Source organism: Mobilicoccus caccae (assembly GCF_030161635.1).
Lineage (GTDB): Bacteria > Actinomycetota > Actinomycetes > Actinomycetales > Dermatophilaceae > Mobilicoccus > Mobilicoccus caccae.
On the sequence record NZ_BSUO01000001.1, the window covers coordinates 1,644,685 to 1,664,220 of the forward strand.

At 71.7% G+C, this 19,536-nt stretch carries 18 protein-coding genes and 3 pseudogenes; 17 read left to right on the forward strand and 4 right to left on the reverse strand.

Annotated features, from left to right (window positions below; genetic code table 11):
• Positions 1–61: 61 nt before the first annotated feature.
• The 11 genes and pseudogenes from QQK49_RS07875 (at position 62) to QQK49_RS07925 (ending at position 12,946) form a co-directional block, all read left to right on the forward strand.
• On the forward strand, positions 62–787 hold the full coding sequence (locus QQK49_RS07875; RefSeq protein WP_284303458.1) for a response regulator transcription factor: 726 nt from the start codon (positions 62–64) through the stop codon (positions 785–787).
• A 26-nt stretch (positions 788–813) separates the two neighbouring features.
• Positions 814–2,376, forward strand: a complete 1,563-nt coding sequence (gene dop / locus QQK49_RS07880; protein ID WP_284303459.1) for a depupylase/deamidase Dop — start codon at positions 814–816, stop codon at positions 2,374–2,376.
• Between the two features lie 151 nt (positions 2,377–2,527).
• On the forward strand, positions 2,528–3,778 hold the full coding sequence (gene bioB, locus QQK49_RS07885; RefSeq protein WP_284303460.1) for a biotin synthase BioB: 1,251 nt from the start codon (positions 2,528–2,530) through the stop codon (positions 3,776–3,778).
• 92 nt (positions 3,779–3,870) lie between these two features.
• Positions 3,871–4,074 (forward strand): ubiquitin-like protein Pup, encoded by a 204-nt coding sequence (locus QQK49_RS07890; protein WP_284303461.1) that lies wholly within the window; start codon positions 3,871–3,873, stop codon positions 4,072–4,074.
• 7 nt (positions 4,075–4,081) lie between these two features.
• Entirely contained in the window at positions 4,082–5,482 is a 1,401-nt protein-coding gene (pafA, locus tag QQK49_RS07895) for a Pup--protein ligase (protein ID WP_284303462.1), read from the forward strand.
• A 131-nt stretch (positions 5,483–5,613) separates the two neighbouring features.
• Positions 5,614–6,600: an FKBP-type peptidyl-prolyl cis-trans isomerase gene (locus QQK49_RS07900; protein ID WP_284303463.1), complete on the forward strand. Its 987-nt coding sequence runs from the start codon at positions 5,614–5,616 to the stop codon at positions 6,598–6,600.
• A gap of 56 nt (positions 6,601–6,656) precedes the next feature.
• Positions 6,657–7,670 (forward strand): helix-turn-helix transcriptional regulator, encoded by a 1,014-nt coding sequence (locus QQK49_RS07905; protein WP_284303464.1) that lies wholly within the window; start codon positions 6,657–6,659, stop codon positions 7,668–7,670.
• Positions 7,667–8,680: a helix-turn-helix transcriptional regulator gene (locus QQK49_RS07910; RefSeq protein WP_284303465.1), complete on the forward strand. Its 1,014-nt coding sequence runs from the start codon at positions 7,667–7,669 to the stop codon at positions 8,678–8,680. The genes QQK49_RS07905 and QQK49_RS07910 overlap by 4 nt, the downstream gene beginning before the upstream one ends.
• Before the next feature lie 142 nt (positions 8,681–8,822).
• Entirely contained in the window at positions 8,823–9,155 is a 333-nt protein-coding gene (gene tatA / locus QQK49_RS07915; protein WP_284303466.1) for a Sec-independent protein translocase subunit TatA, read from the forward strand.
• 11 nt (positions 9,156–9,166) lie between these two features.
• A complete protein-coding gene (tatC, locus tag QQK49_RS07920) occupies positions 9,167–9,955 on the forward strand; it encodes a twin-arginine translocase subunit TatC (RefSeq protein WP_284303467.1) in 789 nt (262 codons plus the stop codon).
• A 44-nt stretch (positions 9,956–9,999) separates the two neighbouring features.
• Positions 10,000–12,946, forward strand: a pseudogene (locus QQK49_RS07925) (DEAD/DEAH box helicase).
• Here the strand turns inward: QQK49_RS07925 and QQK49_RS07930 are convergent.
• Together QQK49_RS07930 and QQK49_RS07935 are read right to left on the reverse strand one after the other, a co-directional pair.
• The gene (locus QQK49_RS07930) at positions 12,909–13,889 is read right to left on the reverse strand and encodes a 5'-3' exonuclease (protein WP_348536134.1); all 981 of its coding nucleotides are present in this window, start codon (positions 13,887–13,889) and stop codon (positions 12,909–12,911) included. The pseudogene QQK49_RS07925 and the gene QQK49_RS07930 overlap by 38 nt on opposite strands.
• A gap of 54 nt (positions 13,890–13,943) precedes the next feature.
• Entirely contained in the window at positions 13,944–14,402 is a 459-nt protein-coding gene (locus QQK49_RS07935) for an aminoacyl-tRNA deacylase (protein ID WP_348536135.1), read from the reverse strand.
• A gap of 389 nt (positions 14,403–14,791) precedes the next feature.
• On the opposite strand from QQK49_RS07935, the pseudogene QQK49_RS23200 reads away from it, so the two are divergent.
• The 6 genes and pseudogenes from QQK49_RS23200 to QQK49_RS07960 form a co-directional block, all read left to right on the forward strand.
• Positions 14,792–15,082: pseudogene (locus tag QQK49_RS23200) on the forward strand (apolipoprotein N-acyltransferase); the annotation flags it as partial.
• 74 nt (positions 15,083–15,156) lie between these two features.
• On the forward strand, positions 15,157–15,558 hold the full coding sequence (locus QQK49_RS23205) for a carbon-nitrogen hydrolase family protein (protein WP_431310578.1): 402 nt from the start codon (positions 15,157–15,159) through the stop codon (positions 15,556–15,558).
• Complete coding sequence (locus QQK49_RS07945; protein ID WP_284305979.1) at positions 15,537–15,692, forward strand: hypothetical protein; 156 nt, start codon at positions 15,537–15,539, stop codon at positions 15,690–15,692. Before QQK49_RS23205 ends, QQK49_RS07945 begins: the two co-directional genes overlap by 22 nt.
• Before the next feature lie 56 nt (positions 15,693–15,748).
• Positions 15,749–16,327: pseudogene (locus tag QQK49_RS07950) on the forward strand (apolipoprotein N-acyltransferase); the annotation flags it as partial.
• Between the two features lie 85 nt (positions 16,328–16,412).
• On the forward strand, positions 16,413–17,174 hold the full coding sequence (locus tag QQK49_RS07955) for a polyprenol monophosphomannose synthase (RefSeq protein ID WP_284303469.1): 762 nt from the start codon (positions 16,413–16,415) through the stop codon (positions 17,172–17,174).
• An 8-nt stretch (positions 17,175–17,182) separates the two neighbouring features.
• The gene (locus tag QQK49_RS07960; protein ID WP_284303470.1) at positions 17,183–17,755 is read left to right on the forward strand and encodes an FxsA family protein; all 573 of its coding nucleotides are present in this window, start codon (positions 17,183–17,185) and stop codon (positions 17,753–17,755) included.
• A gap of 74 nt (positions 17,756–17,829) precedes the next feature.
• On the opposite strand, the gene QQK49_RS07965 is transcribed toward QQK49_RS07960, so the two are convergent.
• Together QQK49_RS07965 and QQK49_RS07970 are read right to left on the reverse strand one after the other, a co-directional pair.
• Positions 17,830–18,186 carry an RNA polymerase-binding protein RbpA gene (locus tag QQK49_RS07965; RefSeq protein ID WP_284303471.1) on the reverse strand — a complete coding sequence of 119 codons (357 nt, stop codon included), beginning with the start codon at positions 18,184–18,186 and terminating at the stop codon, positions 17,830–17,832.
• Between the two features lie 98 nt (positions 18,187–18,284).
• A complete protein-coding gene (locus QQK49_RS07970; protein ID WP_284303472.1) occupies positions 18,285–19,520 on the reverse strand; it encodes a M15 family metallopeptidase in 1,236 nt (411 codons plus the stop codon).
• Between the last annotated feature and the right edge of the window lie 16 nt (positions 19,521–19,536).

The window sequence follows — 19,536 nt, forward strand, 5'->3', positions numbered from 1 at the left end:
CGACACCGCGGCCACCGGGCCCCCTCGACGGTCACCGACGGGTGAGGTGCAGGAGAACGTGATGAACGAGGCACGACCGCCGCAGGACGCGGCCGGCAGCGATGTTCCCGGCCCCTACCGGATCCTCGTGGCCGAGGACGAGCAACTCATGCGGCACGCCCTGGGGATCTTCCTGCGTGCGGCCGACGATCTGACGATCGTGGAGATGGTCGAGAACGGCGCCGACGCGGTCGAGGCGGCTGCCCGGCTCCGGCCCGACGTCGTGCTCATGGACATCCACATGCCGGTCATGGACGGCATCGAGGCCACCCGTCTCATCACCTCCCGCGATCCTGCGATCCACGTCATCGCGCTGACGACGCTCGGCGGCGTCGACGCGGCCGTGCCGATGCTGCGGGCGGGGGCTCGCGGGTATCTCCTCAAGGACTGCGACCCCGAAACCCTGCTGGCCTCGATCCGCCGGGTGATCGGCGGCGATCCCGCACTGTCGCCCTCGGTGACGATGTCGCTGCTCAAGGCCGTCGCCGACGGCGATCCGCGCACCGAGCGCGGACGGTACCGATCCCCGGAGGCCCCCGAGCTCGCCGGCGCGGACATGGACGTGCTCCGGATGCTCGCCCGGGGGTTGAACACCGTCGAGATGGCGCAGGAGCTGGTGCTCGCCGAGGCGTCGGTCAAGTCGCGGATCGCCAAGCTGTGCACCAAGTTCGAGGTCGACGGACGGGTGCGGTTGCTGATCCGGGCGACGGAGCTCGGCCTGGTCAGTCCCCGCCTCGGGGGCGGCTGAACGCGCCCGCGACCTAGGGTGGCGGCATGGAACACAGCGTGGCGGTGGAGCCGGGATCGGTCCGACGGGTCATGGGGATCGAGACCGAGTACGGGGTCACGGTGCCCGGGCGGCCGCTGCTCGATCCGGTCGTGTTGTCCGGACGGGTCGTGCAGCACTACGCCGCCGCCGGGCACGGTCGGCGTCATCGCGCGCGGTGGGACTACGCGGGGGAGTCGCCCCTGGAGGACGCGCGGGGTTTCAGTCTCAGCCGGGCGCTGGCGCACGAGAGCCAGTTGACCGACGAGTGGGCCGACGACCCCACGGTGGCCAACGTCTGCCTGTCCAACGGGGCGCGGCTCTACGTCGACCACGCCCACCCGGAGTACTCCTCACCGGAGGTCACCACGCCGCGGGAGGCGATCACGTGGGATCGCGCCGGCGAGATCGTCATGGCCGAGGCCGCGCGGCTGGGCTCCTCGGAGGAGGCGGGTGAGCCGCCGATCGAGGTGTACAAGAACAACACCGACGGCAAAGGCGCCAGTTACGGCACCCACGAGAACTACCTCGTCTCCCGGCAGACCCCGTTCGAGCGCATCGTCGAGCAGTTGTCCCCGTTCTTCGTGGCCCGCCAGATCATCTGCGGCGCAGGACGGGTCGGGATCGGCCAGAACTCCGAGACGCCCGGGTACCAGCTCAGCTCGCGGGCGGACTTCTTCGAGGCGCGGGTGGGCCTGGAGACGACGTTCCGTCGTCCGATCATCAACACCCGCGACGAGCCGCACTCGACCCGCGATCGGTACCGCCGGCTGCACGTCATCATCGGCGACGCCAACCTCTCCGACGTCTCGGGCCTGCTCAAGCTGGGCACGACGAGCCTGGTCCTCGGGCTCATCGAGTCGGGTCTCATGACCGACGCGCCCGTGCTGGCCGACCCGGTGGGGGCGTTGCGGCAGATCAGCCACGACCCGTCGCTACAGGCCTGCGTCGAGCTCGTCGACGGTCGCCGGCTCACCGGCCTGGAGCTGCTGCGGGTGTACCAGGAGCAGGTGCACCGCCATCTGACGCAGGTGCTGGACGGCGACCCGCTCACCGCCGCCGACGCCGACACCGTCGAGGTCCTAAAGCGCTGGGGTGAGGTGCTCGACGCGCTGGAGTCGGGCTCGGGGGCCTCCGCGCAGGTCGAGTGGCTCGCCAAACGCGATCTGCTCGAGGGCTACCGGCATCGCGACGGACTCGCCTGGGACGACCCGCGGTTGGCGATGATCGACGTCCAGTGGTCGCACGGCACCCCGGGCAAGGGGCTGGCCCGCCGGCTGGAGGCGCGCGGCCGCATCGAGCGTCTCGTCGGCGAGGAGGAGGTCCGCGCGGCTGTCGGGTCCGCCCCGCCGACCACCCGCGCCTGGTTCCGGGGTGAGTGCATCCGTCGCTATCCCGGCTCGGTGGTCGCCGCGTCGTGGCAGTCGGTCCTCCTCGACGACGGCGACGGCGACGCACTGCGCCGGATCGGCACCGCCGAACCCCTGCGCGGCACCAGGGAACTGACCCAGGAGCTGCTGGATCGCCACCCCGAGGCGAGCGGGCTGCTCGCCGAGCTGGCGGATCACTGAGGTCCGCCGAGACGTCACGCAGGCCTCGCCGATGCCCCGGACGGGACCTTCGTCGGCCGTGCTCCGCGACTCGGCCACGGGCCCGGTCGCGCCCGGTTAGGTTGGGTCCAGACGGCGCAGCGACCGTCGCAGTCAACCGAAAGGCCCGGGCATGGAACTCATCGACCGTCTTGTCGAGAAGGCACTGCGTCGCCAGTCCCCGACGCGTGAGGAGGCCCTGGCCGTCCTGCGGACCCACGACTCCGAACTCCTCGACGTGGTCGCCGGCGCCTATCGGGTGCGTCGCGAGTTCTTCGGTCGCCGGGTCAAGCTCAACTACCTCGTCAACATCAAGTCCGGCCTGTGCCCCGAGGACTGCACCTACTGCAGCCAGCGCTTGGGCTCCGAGGCCGAGATCCTCAAGTACTCCCTCGCGAAGCCCGACGCCGTCCTGTCGATGGCCAAGGCCGGCGTCGACGGTGGCGCCAAGCGCGTGTGCCTGGTGAGCAGCGGCCGCGGCCCGAGTGACCGCGACATCGCCAAGGTCACCGACGCGATCGAGGCCCTCAAGGGCGAGCACCCCGACGTCGAGGTGTGCGCCTGCCTGGGGCTCCTCAAGGAGGGCCAGGCCCGGCGGCTGTCCGAGGCCGGCGCCGACGCGTACAACCACAACCTCAACACCGCCGAGGAGCGGTACGAGGACATCTGCTCCACCCACACCTTCGAGGACCGCGTCGACACCGTCGCCCAGGCGCACGACGCGGGGATGTCCGCGTGCTCGGGGCTCATCGCGGGCACGGGGGAGACCCACGAGGACCTCGTGTCGGTCGTCTTCAGCCTCAAGGAGATCGGGGCCGATTCGATCCCGGTCAACTTCCTCATCCCCTTCGACGGCACCCCGCTGTCGGAGACCTGGAACCTCACGCCGCAGGACTGCCTGCGCATCCTCGCGATGGTGCGCTTCGTCTGCCCCGACTCCGAGGTCCGCATCGCCGGTGGCCGGGAGATCCACCTGCGCACGTTGCAGCCGCTGGGCCTGCACATCGCCAACTCGATCTTCCTCGGCGACTACCTCACCAGCGAGGGCCAGGCGGGAGTCGCCGACCTCGAGATGATCGCCGACGCGGGGTTCATCGTCGAGGACAAGGAGACCGAGCCCGGCCGGCTCCTCGCCCGTGGTCTGCACCGTTCGGACCTCGTCGAGACCGCCGCCGGTGGCTGTGGCGCGTCGGCCGAGGCCGGGTGCGGTGGATGCGGCGGACACGGCGCGACCGCCGACACCGAGGCCGCGGAGCGGGTCATCGCCTCCGCGCAGGCGTTCGCGGCGACCACCGCCGAGCCCGTGGGCACCGCGCCCGGACACGCCGACGAGGTCAAGGTGCGTCGTCGCGGCATCGGCACCGAACTCGCCCCGAACGCCTGATCACCGGGGTGACCGGATCCGGGTGACTAGGGTGTGGGGGACGTCGGACGACGATCCCTCGTCCGACGTCGATCTCTACCGAAGGAGTGGTCATGGCCGGCCAGGAGCAGATCCGACCGCAGCGACGCGACGGCGGCGAGCCGGTCGACCCGCCGACGCCGCCGCCGGCGGCGATGGGCGAACGCAAGGCCGCCCTCGACGCCGACATCGACTCGGTGCTCGACGAGATCGATTCGGTCCTGGAGAGCAACGCCGAGGAGTTCGTGCGCGGGTTCATCCAGAAGGGCGGGGAGTAGCCACCCCATGGACCGTCGCATCTACGGGATCGAGACCGAGTACGGCCTCACCTGCACCGTCGACGGCAAGCGGCGTCTGAGCCCCGACGAGATCGCCCGGTACATGTTCCGCGGCATCGTCGCGCGGGGCCGCTCGTCCAACATCTTCCTGGCCAACGGGTCGCGGCTCTACCTCGACGTCGGCAACCACCCCGAGTACGCGACGGCCGAGTGCGACACGCTCACCGATCTCATCGCGCAGGACAGGGCGGGGGAGCAGATCGTGCAGTCCCTGGCGGACGAGGCCCGGGCACGTCTGGCCGAGGAGGGGATCGACGGGGCGATCTACCTGTTCAAAAACAACCTCGACTCGGTCGGCGCCTCCTACGGGTGCCACGAGAACTACCTCGTCTCGCGCGCCACCGACCTCGACTCGCTCACCCAGGCGCTGCTGCCGTTCTTCGTCACCCGGCAACTCGTCTGCGGCGCAGGACATCTCGTGACCGCCCCCGACGGCACCGCCCGGTACGTGCTGTCCCAGCGCGCGGACGTCATGTGGGAGGGCGCGAGCAGCGCCACCACCCGGTCGCGCCCGATGATCAACACCCGCGACGAGCCGCACGCCGACGCGGACCTGTACCGGCGCCTGCACGTCATCGTCGGCGACTCCAACGTGTGCGAGACGACGACGCTGGTCAAGGTCGGTGCGACGGACCTCGTGCTGCGGGCCCTCGAGGCGGGGGCCACCCCTCCGGACCTCGCGGTGGCCAACCCCTCGGCGGCCATCCGCGCGGCGGGCCGTGACCTCGACGGGGCCGCCCCCATCGCCCTCGACCGCGGCGGACACGTGCTCGCCCGCGAGATCCAGCGCGCCTACTTCGAGATCGCCGCCGCGCACCTCGCGGCGGAAGGACCCGCGCGCCCCCTCGACGAGCGCGTGCTCGACCTGTGGGGACGCGCCCTGGACGGTCTCGAGGCCGCCGACATGAGCGGCGTCGCCGGCGAGATCGACTGGGTGATCAAGCACCGCCTGCTCATGCGCTACGCCGAGCGGAACGGACTCGACCTCGCCGACCCCCGGCTCGCCCAGCTCGAACTCAACTACCACGACATCGACGACCGCAGGAGTCTCGCGGCGCGTCTGCGTGAGAAGGGGGCGCTCGCCAGGGTCGTCGACGACGAGCAGATCGCGCAGGCCCGCACCACGGCCCCGACGACGACACGCGCGCACCTGCGCGGCAGTTTCGTGCGCGAGGCGCAGCGTCACCAGCGCGATCACACGGTCGACTGGAGCCATCTGCGGCTCAACGACCAGGCCGCCCACACGGTGCTGTGCAAGGACCCCTTCGCCGCGCAGGATCCGCGGGTCGATCGCCTCCTGGCGTCGATGGCCCAGGGTGGAGTGGCGGGGGAGGCCCCCTTCATCTGAGGTCGGTCGATCCGGATCGATCGGCTCCCGCCCGGCGGGGCCGGAACCCGATGGAGGCACGGCCCGTTATCGTGGGAGTTCGTGGGCTCTCGCCCGCGTGACCGACATTCCCCCGATCCGGAGGCTTCCGCGTGTCCTCGTTCCGCCTGCGTCTCGCCGCCGCCGTGCTGCCGTTCACCCTCGTTCTCGCCGCGTGCGGCAACGACGCGCAGAACGCCGACGCCCCGCCACCGACCACGGCGGCCGCCGCCGCGGAGTCCCAGGAACTCGCTCCCGTCAAGGTCGAGGGCGCCCCCGGGGCCAAGCCGACGATCACCCTGCCGAGCACGCCGTTCATGGTGAGCGGTCCGGGTCACCGCACCGTCGCCGCGGGCGACGGCAAGGACATCACCGAGGCCGACACCGTCAGCGCCCACTTCCTCCTGCTCAACGCCAAGGACGGCAAGGAGCTCGAGTCCCGCTTCGGTGAGGAGGTCGTCGGCCTGGGCCTCGGCGACGAGACGCTGCAGCCCGCGATCCGCAACGCGCTGGTCGGCCAGAAGGTCGGTGCCCGTGTGCTCGTGGCCGTGCCGGCCAAGGAGGCCGTCGGTGAGCAGGGCAACCCCACGATGGGCATCGCCGCCGCGGACACCCTCCTGTACTTCTTCGAGGTGACCGACGCCAAGACCCCGCTCAAGGAGGCGACGGGCACCCCCGTCCCGCCCAAGGCCGGGCTGCCCACGGTGCAGATGGGCGCCTCACCGCAGGAGCCGGCCAAGATCACCGTGCCCAAGGGCGCCCCGCCCAAGGAGACCGTCGTCCAGCCGCTCATCCAGGGCAAGGGGCCGAAGGTCCAGGCCGGGCAGACGGTCCGGGTCAGCTACACCGGCGTCACCTGGCGCGACCCGGCCAACCCCTTCGACTACTCCGGCAAGACCCCCGAGGGATACGCGGAGTTCCCCATCGGCCAGGGCGGACTCATCAAGGCGTGGGACGAGAACATTCCCGGCCAGACCGTCGGCAGCCGCATCCTCATGGTGGTGCCGCCGGCGGACGGGTACGGCAAGGAGGGCCGCGGCGAGCAGATCAAGGGCGACGACACGATGATCTTCGTCCTCGACATCCTCGACGCCACCTGATCGCGTCTCGAACGTCTGTGCGGTGAAGACGGCGTCCGTGCGGTAGCGTTCCGCGCATGAGGTCCACGCCCATGGCCGCGGCCAAGACGGAACGCCTCCTGAACCTCGTCATCGCGCTGCTCTCGACGCGACGCGCGTTGTCCAAGGCGGCGATTCGCGACAAGGTGGCGCCCTACCGCGAGGCCGCGAACACCGAGGCCTTCGAGCGCATGTTCGAGCGGGACAAGGACGAGTTGCGCGAGATGGGGATCCCGCTCGTCACCGAGGACCTCGACGGGTTCTTCGAGGACGAGCCGGGCTACCGCATCGACCGCCACGAGTACTCCCTGCCCGACCTCCCGATGACCCCCGAGCAGCTGTCCCTGCTGGCATTGGCCGGACGCACCTGGTCGGAGGCCTCACTCGGCGGGATCGCCGTGCGGGCCCTGCGCAAGCTGGAGTCCGTGGCGCCGGAGGACGGCGAGGCGGACGAGGAGAGCGGCGGATTGGACCGGATCGAGGCCGGGGTCCGCACGAGCGAACCCGCCTTCGAGTCGGTGCGCGCGGCCGTCGTGGCCACCCGACCCATCCGCTTCACCTACCGCAGGCCCCGCGGCGCGAGCGCGAAGCGGCACGTGCAGCCGTGGGGCATCGCCGCCTGGCACGGGCACTGGTACCTGACCGGGCACGACCTCGACCGCGGCGAGCCGCGGGTGTTCCGCCTGGACCGCATCGTCGGACCGGTCACGGCGGCCGGGGCTCCCGGCTCCTACGACATCCCCGAGGAGCACGACCCGCGCGCGGTGGTGGCCTCCTCCCTGGCGACCGGCGAGCCCGTGCCCGCCCGGCTCCGGGTGCGTCCGGGCCGCGGCCATGTGCTGCGCCGCCGCGCGCAGGCCGTGGAGACCCGGCCGGAGAGATCGACCGACGTGTGGGACGTGCTGGAGGTCACCGGCAGCGATCTGTCCTCCTTCGCCGACGAGATCGTCGGATACGGCGCCGACGTCGTCGTCGACGCGCCACCGGAGTTGCGGGACGCCGTCGTCGACCGGCTGCGGGCCGTGCTCGCCGTGCACGAGGGTGCGCGATGAGCCCGGCGCGTCGCGGATCGGGCGGCGCCGGTCAGGAGTCGGCGACCGCGCGACTCTCCCGGCTGCTGACGATGGTCCCGTGGCTGCTGCGTCGTCAGGGCATCGACCTGGCTCAGGCCGCCGAACGCTTCGGCGTCAGCACCGAGCAGATCGAGTCCGACCTGGGCCTGCTGTTCGTGTGCGGCCTGCCCGGCGGCATGCCGGACGACCTCATCGAGGCCGAGTGGGAGACCGGGCGGGTCTACCTCGGCAACGCCGACACGATCGCCCGCCCCTTGCGCCTGGGTGTCGACGAGGCGTTGACGCTGCTCGTGGGTCTGAGGAGTCTGGCCGAGGTGCCCGGACTCGCCGATCCCGACCTCGTCGAGGACACCATCGGCGTGCTCGAGGCGGCGGTCGACGCCTCCTCGGCGGCCATGGCGCGCACCGCGAGCGGCCGGATCCGGGTCGATGCCGGCTCCGACGCCGAGACACGCCATGTCCCGGCCCTGCGGGAGGCGCTGCGTCTGCGCCGCCGCGTCCACCTGCACTACGTCGTCCCCACGCGCGACGAGACGACCGAGCGCGATGTCGACCCCATGCGCCTGGCCCGCACCGACGGCCACTGGTACCTCGAGGGGTGGTGCCACCGGTCCACCGACACCCGGCTCTTCCGCCTCGACCGCATCGAGTCCCTCGAGGTCCTCGACGTCGACGGCACCCCACCGCAGGACGCGCGATCCCGCGATCTGGCGCAGGGCGCCTTCCACGCCGACGACGCGGACCTCTCGGCCTGCATCGACCTCGACGAGGAGGGCCGGTGGGTGCTCGACTACTACCCGCACCAGATCCTCGGCCCGGGCAAGGGCGACCGGGTCACGGTCACGCTCGCCGCCGCGGACCCCGCCTGGGTGGTCCGGCTCGTCCGGCGCCTGGGTGGTCACGGCCGGCTGAGTGCACCCCCGAGCTCGTCGACCGGCTCCGTGACGAGACGACGGCGGCGCTGGCCAACTACGACGACGACGCGGTGACCGGCGGGTGAATTCCGCCCACGGATCGGCCCGCCCCCACGTGCGGGGAGGAGCCCGACGCACCGGGCCGTAGACTGCCCCCAACGGCGCCGACCCCGGGCGCCGTCCTGCCAGAACCGACTCCGACGGAAGGTCACCCACGATGCCTCAGTGGCTCGGCGGACCAGAGCTCATCATCATCGTCCTCGTCATCGTCATCGTGTTCGGCTGGAAGAAGCTGCCCGACGCGGCCCGCAGCCTGGGCCGGTCGATGCGCATCTTCAAGGCCGAGGTCGAGGAGATGAAGGACAAGCCGAGCGCGGCGAGCCGCGACACCGTGCCGGGCGAGGCGCGCCGCGACCAGCCGCCGGCCCCGCACACGCCCGAGGCTCCCCGCGACGGCGAGCGCTACGTGTCCCGGCCGGCGACCGAGGACGGGACGCAGGAGCGTCGTACCCCGGGTGCCGACGACCCGTACCGCCCCCCGATGGCCTGAGCGACGAGGGGATGGCCCTCCGCCGCACGAAGCGTGACCCCGAAGGGCGCATGACGCTCGGGGCGCACCTTCGCGAACTCCGCAACCGCATCGTCATCGCGGCCGTCACGTTGCTCGTGGCGGCCGTGCCGGGATGGATCCTCTACGAGCCGCTGATCGTCGCGCTCTCGGCGCCCATGAAGAACCGTGGCGCCGAGCTCAACTTCGCCAACCTCACCGACCCGTTCGTCGTGCAGTTGCAGGTGTCGCTGTTCGTCGCGCTCATCATCTCCAGCCCCGTGTGGCTGTGGCAGGTGTGGGCGTTCATCGTGCCCGGGCTGCGCAAGAACGAGAAGCGGGTCGCGGTCCTGTTCATCACGTGTTCGGTGCCGTTGTTCCTCGCCGGGTGCTGGCTGGCCTACCTCACCCTCGACCAGGCCGTCAACGTCCTGCTGGCGTTCACGCCGTCGGTCGGCGACAACATCATCGACGCGTCCTTCTACCTCAAGTTCGTCATGCGGTTCATCCTGGCGTTCGGGTTCGCGTTCCTGCTGCCCATCGTGCAGGTGGCGCTCAACCTCGTCGGCGTGTTGTCGGCGCGGGCCATGCTCAAGGGGTGGCGCTGGGCGGTCCTCACGGTCTTCATCTTCGCCGCGCTGATGACGCCGACCCCCGACCCGTACACGATGCTCGGACTCGCGTTGCCGATGTGCGGGCTGTACTTCGCGGCCTGTGGCGTGTCGTGGATCCTCGACCGCATCCGGGCCAAGCGGCGCCCGGAGTGGGCCGAGGTGGCCGACGACCAGGCGAGCGCGCTCTGAGCGCCTGCCGACCTCTGTCGGTGGCGTGACCTAGCCTGGGGTGCATGGCCTCACCTGCGGAACGGTATGCACGGTCCCGGCGGGCGGGGGCGGCGCGGCGTCGCGGCTCGCCGAGTTCGAGGCCCACTTCGACTTCGGGCTCGACGAGTTCCAGCTCCGCGCCTGTCGCGCGCTCGAGGAGGGCCGTGGCGTGCTCGTCGCGGCGCCGACGGGGGCGGGCAAGACCGTCGTCGGGGAGTTCGCGGTCCACCTGGCGCTGGCCACGGGCCGCAAGGCGTTCTACACGACGCCGATCAAGGCCCTGTCCAACCAGAAGTACGCCGACCTGGCGCGCCGTCACGGTGCCCAGAACGTCGGTCTGCTCACCGGTGACTCCTCGGTCAACGGCGAGGCTCCCGTGGTCGTCATGACCACCGAGGTCCTGCGCAACATGATGTACACCGACTCCCCGACGCTGCGCGGGCTCGGCTTCGTCGTCATGGACGAGGTCCACTACCTCGCCGACCGGATGCGTGGTGCGGTCTGGGAGGAGGTCATCATCCATCTGCCCAGGCGGGTACAGGTGGCCTCCCTGTCGGCCACCGTCAGCAACGCCGAGGAGTTCGGCGCCTGGCTGGGGGAGGTGCGCGGCGAGACGGAGGTGGTCGTCGAGGAGCACCGGCCGGTGCCGTTGTGGCAGCACATGATGGTCGGCCGTGATCTGTTCGACCTGTTCGTCGACGACGGTCGCGCCCCGGGCACCCGGGAGGACGCCGACCCGGCCCGAACCGCCTCCTCGCGCGGACGCCGGCGCAACCGGGCCGAGCGACGCGAGGAGCGGCAGGCCTCGATCGCCGCGATGATCAATCCGGAGTTGATGGCGGCGGTGGAGGCCATGCGTCGCTCGTCGCCCCGGGGTCGTGGTGGTCGTGGGGTGCGCGAGGACGCGGGTGCACCCCGGGGTCGGCGGGGCAAGAGCCGTGGCCCCCGGTCCTCCGGCGCGCGGCGCGGCGGCATGGAGACGCGGTCGTGGGTGACCGAGCCGGAGTCCGGTCCGCGACCCGGCGCCCGCCCGGGTGGCCTGCCGAGCCGCGCCCAGGTCATCGCGCAACTCGATCGTGAGGGGCTCCTGCCTGCCATCACGTTCATCTTCAGCCGCGTGGGGTGCGACGCGGCCGTCGAACAGCTGCTGGTCTCCGACGTGCGGCTCATCCCGATCCAGGAGGGGGAGCGGATCCGCCGTGTCGTGGAGGAGAGGGTCGCAGCCATCGGCGAGTCCGACCTGTCGGTGCTCGGGTACCGCACGTTCCTCGACGGGTTGACCCGCGGGTTCGCGGCGCACCACGCCGGCATGTTGCCGACCTTCCGCGAGATCGTCGAAGGGCTGTTCACCGAGGGCCGCATCCGGGCGGTGTTCGCCACGGAGACCCTCGCGCTCGGCATCAACATGCCCGCGCGCAGCGTCGTGCTGGAGAAGCTCGTCAAGTTCAACGGGGAGACCCACGCCGACATCACTCCGGCGGAGTACACCCAGCTCACCGGCCGCGCGGGACGCCGGGGGATCGACATCGAGGGCCACGCGGTCGTCGTGTGGAACCCCCACCTCGATCCGCTCGCCGTCGGCGGCCTGGCCTCGACCCGGACCTACCCCCTGCGCAGCAGCTTCCGACCCACCTACAACATGGCGGTCAACCTCGTCGCGCAGTTCGGGCGGGCCCGCACGCGCGAGATCCTCGAGACCTCCTTCGCCCAGTTCCAGGCCGACCGGTCGGTGGTGGGCCTCAACCGCGCCATCCGCGAACACACCGAGGCCATGGCCGGGTACGAGGAGGCGATGACCTGCCATCTCGGTGACTTCACCGAGTACGCGACCCTGCGACGCTCGCTCAGCGACCTCGAGAAGGACGCGGGGCGCGCCCGCGCGGCGACGCAACGCATCGCGGTGGACGCCTCGCTGGCCGAGCTCACTCCCGGCGACGTCGTGTGGCTGCCCGGTCGCCGTGAGGGGCGCGCGGTGGTCGTCACGGCCTCCCGGGGCACCAAGGGTGCGTCCGCGGCACCGAGCGTCGTCACCGAGGAGGGTCGTTTGCGGCGCCTCACCGCCGACGACCTCACCGGGCCGCTGGTGTCCTACGCCCGCCTGGCGATCGGCAAGGGCTTCAACGTGCGCAACGTCAAGTCGCGCCGCGACCTGGCGGCCACGCTGCGGGTCAAGGTGCCGGACGAGGCGCCCCGCGAGCTGGGCGAGGCGCCGACCAGCACGATCCCGGCCGACGTCGAGGCGCGGATCAGCGAGATCCGGCGGCGGCTCAAGGCGCACCCGTGCCACGGCTGCCCCGATCGGGAGCAGCACGCCCGGTGGGCCGAGCGCTGGTGGCGGTTGGAGCGGGAACGGGCGGGTCTCGAGCGGCGGGTCGGTGGCCGTACCGGCTCGGTCGCGCGCACCTTCGACCGCGTCTGCGACCTGCTCACGGCGCGCGGGTACCTCGACGAGGAGGGGAGGAGGTCACCGATCTCGGGGGCCGGTTGCGGCACCTCTACACCGAGCGTGACCTGCTCACGGCCGAGTGTCTGCGCGACGGCGTGCTCGTCGGGCTCACCCCGGCCGAGATCGCCGCCGCGGTCACCTGCCTCATCCATGAACCGCGGCGTGACGAGGACGATCTGCTGCCGCAGCTGCCCACGCCGGCGCTGGACCGCGTGCACGACGAGATGGCGCGTCTGTGGAGCGGCATCGAGGACGCGGAGACCGAGCACGACCTACCGACCACCGGCTATCCCGACCCGGGCCTGGCCACCCTGGTCTACCGCTGGGCGAGCGGCCGCAGCCTCGGGGTCGTCCTGCGCGACAGCGATCTGGCGGCCGGCGACTTCGTGCGCCGCTGCAAGCAGACCGTCGACCTGCTCGACCAGATCGCCGACGCCGCACCCCACCCCGAGGTGCGCCGAGCCGCGCGAGCCGCCGTGGACGCCGTCATGCGCGGCGTCGTCGCGGCGGATCGGCTGGACTAGGCCGCGATGCCGAGGGCCTCGAGCAGGCGCGGAACGCCGGTGAGTCGGTAGGTGCGCACCAGGTCGGCCAGCCGGCCGGGGTCGGCGACCCGTTCGGGGACTCCGCCGTCGATCGGCCCCTCGATGGGGATGTCGCGGGCCACGTGGACCACGGGGGCGGCCCGGTCGAGGTAGTCACCGGACTCGAGCAGGCGCTTGCCGACGGCCCCCGCCGGGGGTTGCCGGCGGCGATCGCGGCCTGCAGGGCGGCGACGCTGCCGTACTGCGCCATGAGCTTGGCCGCCGTCTTCTCCCCGACGCCCTTGACGCCCGGGAGACCGTCGCTGGGGTCGCCGCGCAGCAGGGCCAGGTCGGCGTAGGCCGCACCCGAGCCCACCCCGTAGGCCGACTGCAGGAAGGCCTCGTTCACGACGTCCGCGCCCCTGACCCCACCCCGGGCGGTGTAGAGGACGGTGATGCCCGCGGCGTCGTCGACGAGCTGGAACAGGTCGCGGTCGCCGGTGACGACGAGCACGGGTCGACCGACCTCCCGGGCGCGTTCGGTGAGGGTGCCGATGACGTCGTCCGCCTCGTAGCCGGGGTGGCCGATCCGCGGGATGCCGATCGAGGCGAGCAACTCGACGATGACCGGCACCTGCACGTTGAGCGCCTCGGGCACCTCCTCGGCGATGCCGCCCCCGCCATCCCCTTCGTGCGCCGCCTCCTCGGCGACCCGGTGCGCCTTGTAGGTGGGCACGGCCGCGACCCGGAACGCGGGCCGCCAGTCGTCGTCCCAGCACGCGATGAGCCCGGAGGGCCGGTGCGCGTTCACGAGGGTCGTCATCATGTCGACCAGGCCGGTGATCGCGTTCCTCGGCGGCTCACCGGGTTCGGAGCGATCGGGCACCCCGTAGAAGGCCCGGAAGTACAGCGAGGCGGTGTCGAGCAGCATCAGCGGGCTCATGGGCACACTCCGTGGGTCAGCGGGCGATGGGGTGGACGCGGGCGTCGAGCAGCGTCACGAGGTCGGTGGGGGAGAGTTCCACGTCGAAGCCGCGGCGCCCCCGGAGACGAAGATCGTGGGGTGCGCGAGGGCGCTCCCGTCGAGCACGGTGGGTGAGGGGGTGCGCTGCCCGAGCGGGCTGATGCCACCCACCACGTATCCCGTGGCGCGCTGAGCGGCCTCCGGATCGGCCAGGGCCACCTTCTTGACGCCGAGGGCCGCGCCGGCGGCCTTGAGGTCGAGCTGCCGGTCGACGGGCAGGATCGCGACACCGAGGCCCTTCTCCGCGGACACGACGAGCGTCTTGAAGACCCGGGCCGGCTCGACGCCCAGTTCCGCCGCGGCCTCCAAGCCGAAGGACGTGGCGGACGCGTCGTGCACGTAGTGGTGCTCGGTGAACCACACACCGGCCTCGGACAGCCGGACCACGGCCGGAGTCGCCCCGCCCCGCTGCTCACTCCTGCGTCGGGCCATGGGGGAGTCTCCCACGACCGGCGGGCGTTCTTGAAGCAACCCTTACCATCGGGGCTCGATGCCTCCGGCCTGCGCGTTTACCACATCTGTGCTGGTCCGCGCCATGTTGACGGATTCTCGTGGATGGGTAGCGTGGAGCCGTTGTCACCGACGGGGCCCTGCCAGGCTTGCGGTGGAGACCTCCGATCAGTCGATGCGGCGACGTGCGCGCGCGGTCGTCGATGTCGATGGGGGTGCCTCCGCTCTCGACGGATCCCAGGTGGCTGCGAGGCCCGTGCGCCCAGTAGAAAACAGGCTCACCGCTCACCTGGCGGCGAGAGTCTGGCCCCACCGGCGCGCGGGCCTCGCCCATGTCCTCCCCACTCGACGAGGCCCGCTAGGCTCGACGCGTGCTGCCCATCCGTCTCGCCCTCGCCCTCTTCGGCGGACTGGCGATCTGGGTGGCCTTCCCCGACATCGGCATCTGGCCGCTGGCGCCCGTGGGCGTCGCGCTGCTCGTCGCGGCGACGCGGGGTGTCGGCATCGTCGGCGGCTTCGCGCTCGGGTTCCTCGGCGGGCTCGCCTGGTTCGTGCCCTACGTCTCCTGGACCGGCCTGCACACCGGCGTGCTGCCGTGGCTGGCCCTCGCGACGCTGCAGGCACTGTTCGTCGGCCTCTTCGGGGCGCTCGTGGCGCTGGCCCACCGGGGGCCGCGCGCCGCAGCCCGCTGCTCGTCGCCGCGCTCTGGTCGGCCACGGAGTGGGCGCGGGGCTCGATGCCGTTCGGCGGGTTCCCGTGGGGGCGTGTGGCCTTCAGCCAGGCCGACAGCCCCCTGCTGCACCTCGTCGCGCTCGGCGGGCCGGCGTTGCTGGGTTTCGCCGTCGCCCTCCTCGGGGCGCTCGGGCTGCTCGCCGTCGACGTGCTGCGCGAGCGTCGGGGGATGCATCACCTGGCCGGGGTGGGTCTCGCCGCCGTGCTGCTCCTGCTCCTCCCGCTGCTCATCCCGGCCCCGACACAGGGAACTCCGGCCACCCTCATGGCGATCCAGGGGAACGCGCCGCTGGCGGGCCTGGACTTCAACAAGACGCGCCGCGAGATCCTCGACAACCACGGCAGGGTCACCCTCGAGGCGGCCGCGCAGGTGCAGCGGGGGAGTTGCCGCCACCCGACCTGGTGATCTGGCCGGAGAACGCCAGCGACATCGATCCCTTCGTCAACCCCGACGCCGGCCGCGTCATCGACCGGGCCGTGGACGCCCTCGGGCGTCCGATCCTCGTGGGGGCGGTGCTCGGGGAGGACGCAGCGACCTGACGAACACCTCGATCCTCTACCGACCAGGCGTCGGGGCGACCGAGCAGCGGTACAGCAAGCGTGAACTGGTGCCCTTCGCCGAGTACATGCCCTATCGGGAGTTCTTCCGCGCGATCACCTCGCAGGTCGACCTGCTCGAACGTGACTTCGTGCCCGGCCACGAGGTGGGCGTCGTCCCCGTCGCGACCGACTCGGGCGCCACCATCCGCGCCGGCCTGGGGATCTGCTTCGAGGTCGCCATCGACCACGTGCTGCGGGACACGATCGACGCGGGCGCCAACCTGCTGGTCATCCAGACGAACAACGCGATGTTCGACCTGTCGGCCGAGTCGGCCCAGCAACTCGCCATCAGCCGGGTGCGGGCCGTCGAGTACGGACGCAGCGTCGTCCACGCCAGCAACGTCGGCATCAGCGCCCTCATCACGCCCGACGGCGTCGCCCATCAGGCCACCGAGCTGTTCACCCCCGCGATCCTGGCCGGTGACCTCCCGCTGCGCACCGAGCTGACGCTCGCGACCCGGCTCGGCCCCTGGCCCGACCGCGCACTCGCGCTGGCCGCCCTCGTCGGGCTGGCGCTGCCGTTGCTGCGGCGCCGCCGGGCCCAGGTGGTCCCCAGGTCGCCGTCGCTAGACTGACCGGACTCTTCACCCTGGAGGATCCTTGCCTGCTATCCCTCGCCCGCGGCCGCACCCGCCGGGCCGGTTGCTCTCGCGCCGTCCCGTGGAACGTGTCGTGGTCCTCATCCCGACCTACGACGAGCGGGACTCGATCGCCCGGCAGGTGCAGGGAGTCCGCGCGGTGAGTCCGCAGGTCGACGTGCTGATCATCGACGACGACTCGCCGGACGGCACCGGGGTCGTCGCCGACGAGCTGGCGGCGGCCGACCCGCAGGTCCAGGTGCTGCACCGCACCGCCAAGAACGGCCTCGGCCAGGCCTACCTCGACGGATTCGCCTGGGCGCTGGACGCGGGTTACGACACGGTCGTGGAGATGGACGCCGACGGCTCCCACCGGGCGACCGACCTGCCGGCCCTCCTCGAGGCCGCGCCGCTGGCCGACCTCGTCATCGGCTCACGGTGGGTCGCCGGTGGAGCCATCGAGAACTGGGCCCCGCACCGCAAACTCCTCTCGGTCGGCGGCAACCAGTACGTGCGCATGCTGCTCGGGATGCCAGTGATGGACGCCACCGCCGGATTCCGCGTCTACCGGGCCGAGGCGCTGCGCCACATCGGTCTGGACGCCGTCGCCTCCCAGGGGTACTGCTTCCAGGTCGACCTCACCTGGCGCGTCGTGCGGGCCGGCCTGCGCATCGTCGAGGTGCCGATCACGTTCGTCGAACGCGACGCGGGGGAGTCGAAGATGAGCCGCGACATCTTCGTCGAGTCGTTGCGGAACGTCACGGCATGGGGAATGCGTTACAGATACGAACAGGCGCGCGGGCTCGTGTCGGCCCTCACCGTGGGCAGGTCCGCTCGCCGCTAGGAGTGTCCATGTCCAGCACCCCCGAGATCGGACCGGGCGCGCCACGCGTCCACCGTGTCGGCCCTCATGCCGGTCCTCCGCCGCCCCGGCCGGGCGGGTCCAGGCCGCGCTGGCGGTTCGCCGTGTTCGCCGCCGTGCTGCTCCTGCCGATCGCCGAGATCTTCCTCTTCGTCGCCGCCGGTCGCACGATCGGCATCTGGTGGACGATCGGCCTGCTCTTCCTCATGTCGATCGTGGGCGCGTGGCTCATGAAGCGCGAGGGGGCCTCCACCTGGCGGTCCCTGCACCAGGCCCTGCAGGCGGGGCGCGTGCCCGGCCGCGAGGCCGCGGACGCCGCGCTCATCCTCATCGGCGGCGCGCTGCTGCTCCTGCCCGGGTTCCTCACCGACGTCGTCGGCCTGTTCCTCATCCTGCCCTTCACCCGGCCCCTGGCCCGCCGCCTCCTGCAACGGACCGCGGAGAACCGCGTCATGCAGCAGGCGGGCATCGTCCGGTCCATCCGGGTCGACACCGGCTCGACGACGACCGTGAACCGTGACATGCCGCACATCGATCTGCGCCGGGGCGGCGACACCCGCTGACTCACCCGACACGACGACGGCGGCCACCTGGTCATCCAGGTGGCCGCCGTCGTTCACCTTCTGGGGGAGGAGCCTCAGGCCTTGCTCTTCTTCGGCTTCTCACCACGTGAGGTGCGCAGCAGGTCGAGCCGCTCTGCGAGCAGTTCCTCGAGCTCGGGCACCGAGCGGCGCTCCAGCAGCATGTCCCAGTGGGTACGGGCCGGCTTGGTCGGCTTGCCCTCGGGCTCGGGGCCGTCGACGAGCTTGGCCTCCTGCCCGCAACGGCACTCCCAGACGGGCGGCACGTCGGCCTCGACGGAGAACGGCAGCTCGCTGATGTGCTTGTTCTCGCACACGTAGCGAGTGATCCGGCGCTCACTGAGCACGACGTTCTCGTCGGTCTCCATCGACAGGGCCGACAGATTGGTCCCTCGCAGCGATCGCTCTGCCATTCGAACAGGTCCTCCATCTTCAGGGGCGCGCCCCGAGGGGCGTGTACGTCCACGCTTCAACGCCGCAGCGGGCGTCGTTGTTCCGCTGAGTGCGTAGCTTAGCCCGCGAACTCCCAGTGCCAGGGTTCGGGCTTGGACCCGCCGGCCTGCGCCCAGCTGGGGTGGAAGAAGCCGAACAGCGGTGCGTGCTGCTGCATCCACAGGTGTTGCTGGGTGCCGAAGCTCTCGATGCCGCCGCAGAGGTCGACCGCGAGACCGAGCCCGTGCTGGCTGGTGCCCGGCCTGGCGGCGAGGGTGGGCTTGCGCCGCTTGACGTCGATCTGCGCCGGGAGGCTCCGGTAGCTGTCGGTGATGCAGAGGTTGGTGCCGTTGGCCTTCTGGTAGGCCGCGCTGAGGGCGTCGAACGCCCGGGCCGCCGACGGGCGCAGCATGTGCCCCGGCGCGGACTCCAGTGCGCACAGGGCCGATCCGGGCCATTGGCCGTTGGGGTAGGAGGCGTTCTCCTCGGTGCACAGGGGAGTGGTGGCGATCTTCTCCAGCGAGGCGAGGTCGACACCACCGAGCGTGCCGTCGGCGACGCCGAGGTCCTCGAGCTGACCGCGGCGCCCGGCGGCGAGCTTCTGCAGGGCGACGACCGATTTCTGCTGCTCGGCCACGGCCGTGGCCGCCGCCTTCTGCGCCGCCTCGGCCGCCGCGGTCTTCTTCTCGCGGTCGGCGCGGGCCGCCGCCGCCTTCTTGGCGGACTCCTGCTGCTTCTTCGCGAGTTCGGCGAAGTGCTGCTCGTCCGCCGATCGGGAGTTGGCCAGGTAGTCGGCCTTGGCCGCGGCATCGGCGCCCTCACCGCCGCCCGCGACGATGTCGATGACGGCGGCGACCTGCCGCAGGAGGCCGGGCCCGTTGACGTAGGCGTCCACGGCCATGCCCTCGAGATCCTTCTGCGCCGCGGCCACCTCGGCGGTGAGTCGCTTGAGCCGGGCGAGCTCCGCGTCCTCCTTCTTCTTGGCCTCGGCCTCGGCGGTCCTGGCGGCGCTGACCTTGCTCATCAGCGCATTGGAGGCGGCCGACAGCTTGGCCAGTTCGCTGCTCGCGGCGGCGATGGCGGCGTCGTCCTTCTTCAACTGCTCCTGCAGCGCGGTGGCCTCCTTGACCTGCTCGGCGACCTGCGCCGGGGTGAGGGGCTCGCGTTCGGCGGCGGAGTCACGATCGCCCTCGGCCTGCTGCTTCGAGGAGATCGGCTTGTCGGCCGGGTCACCGGGAGCGGCCACGGCCGGCACGGCGAATCCGATGGACACCATCGCGATCACCGTCGCGGTGGTCCACCTGCGTACCAGCATCCTGTACCGCTCCTCG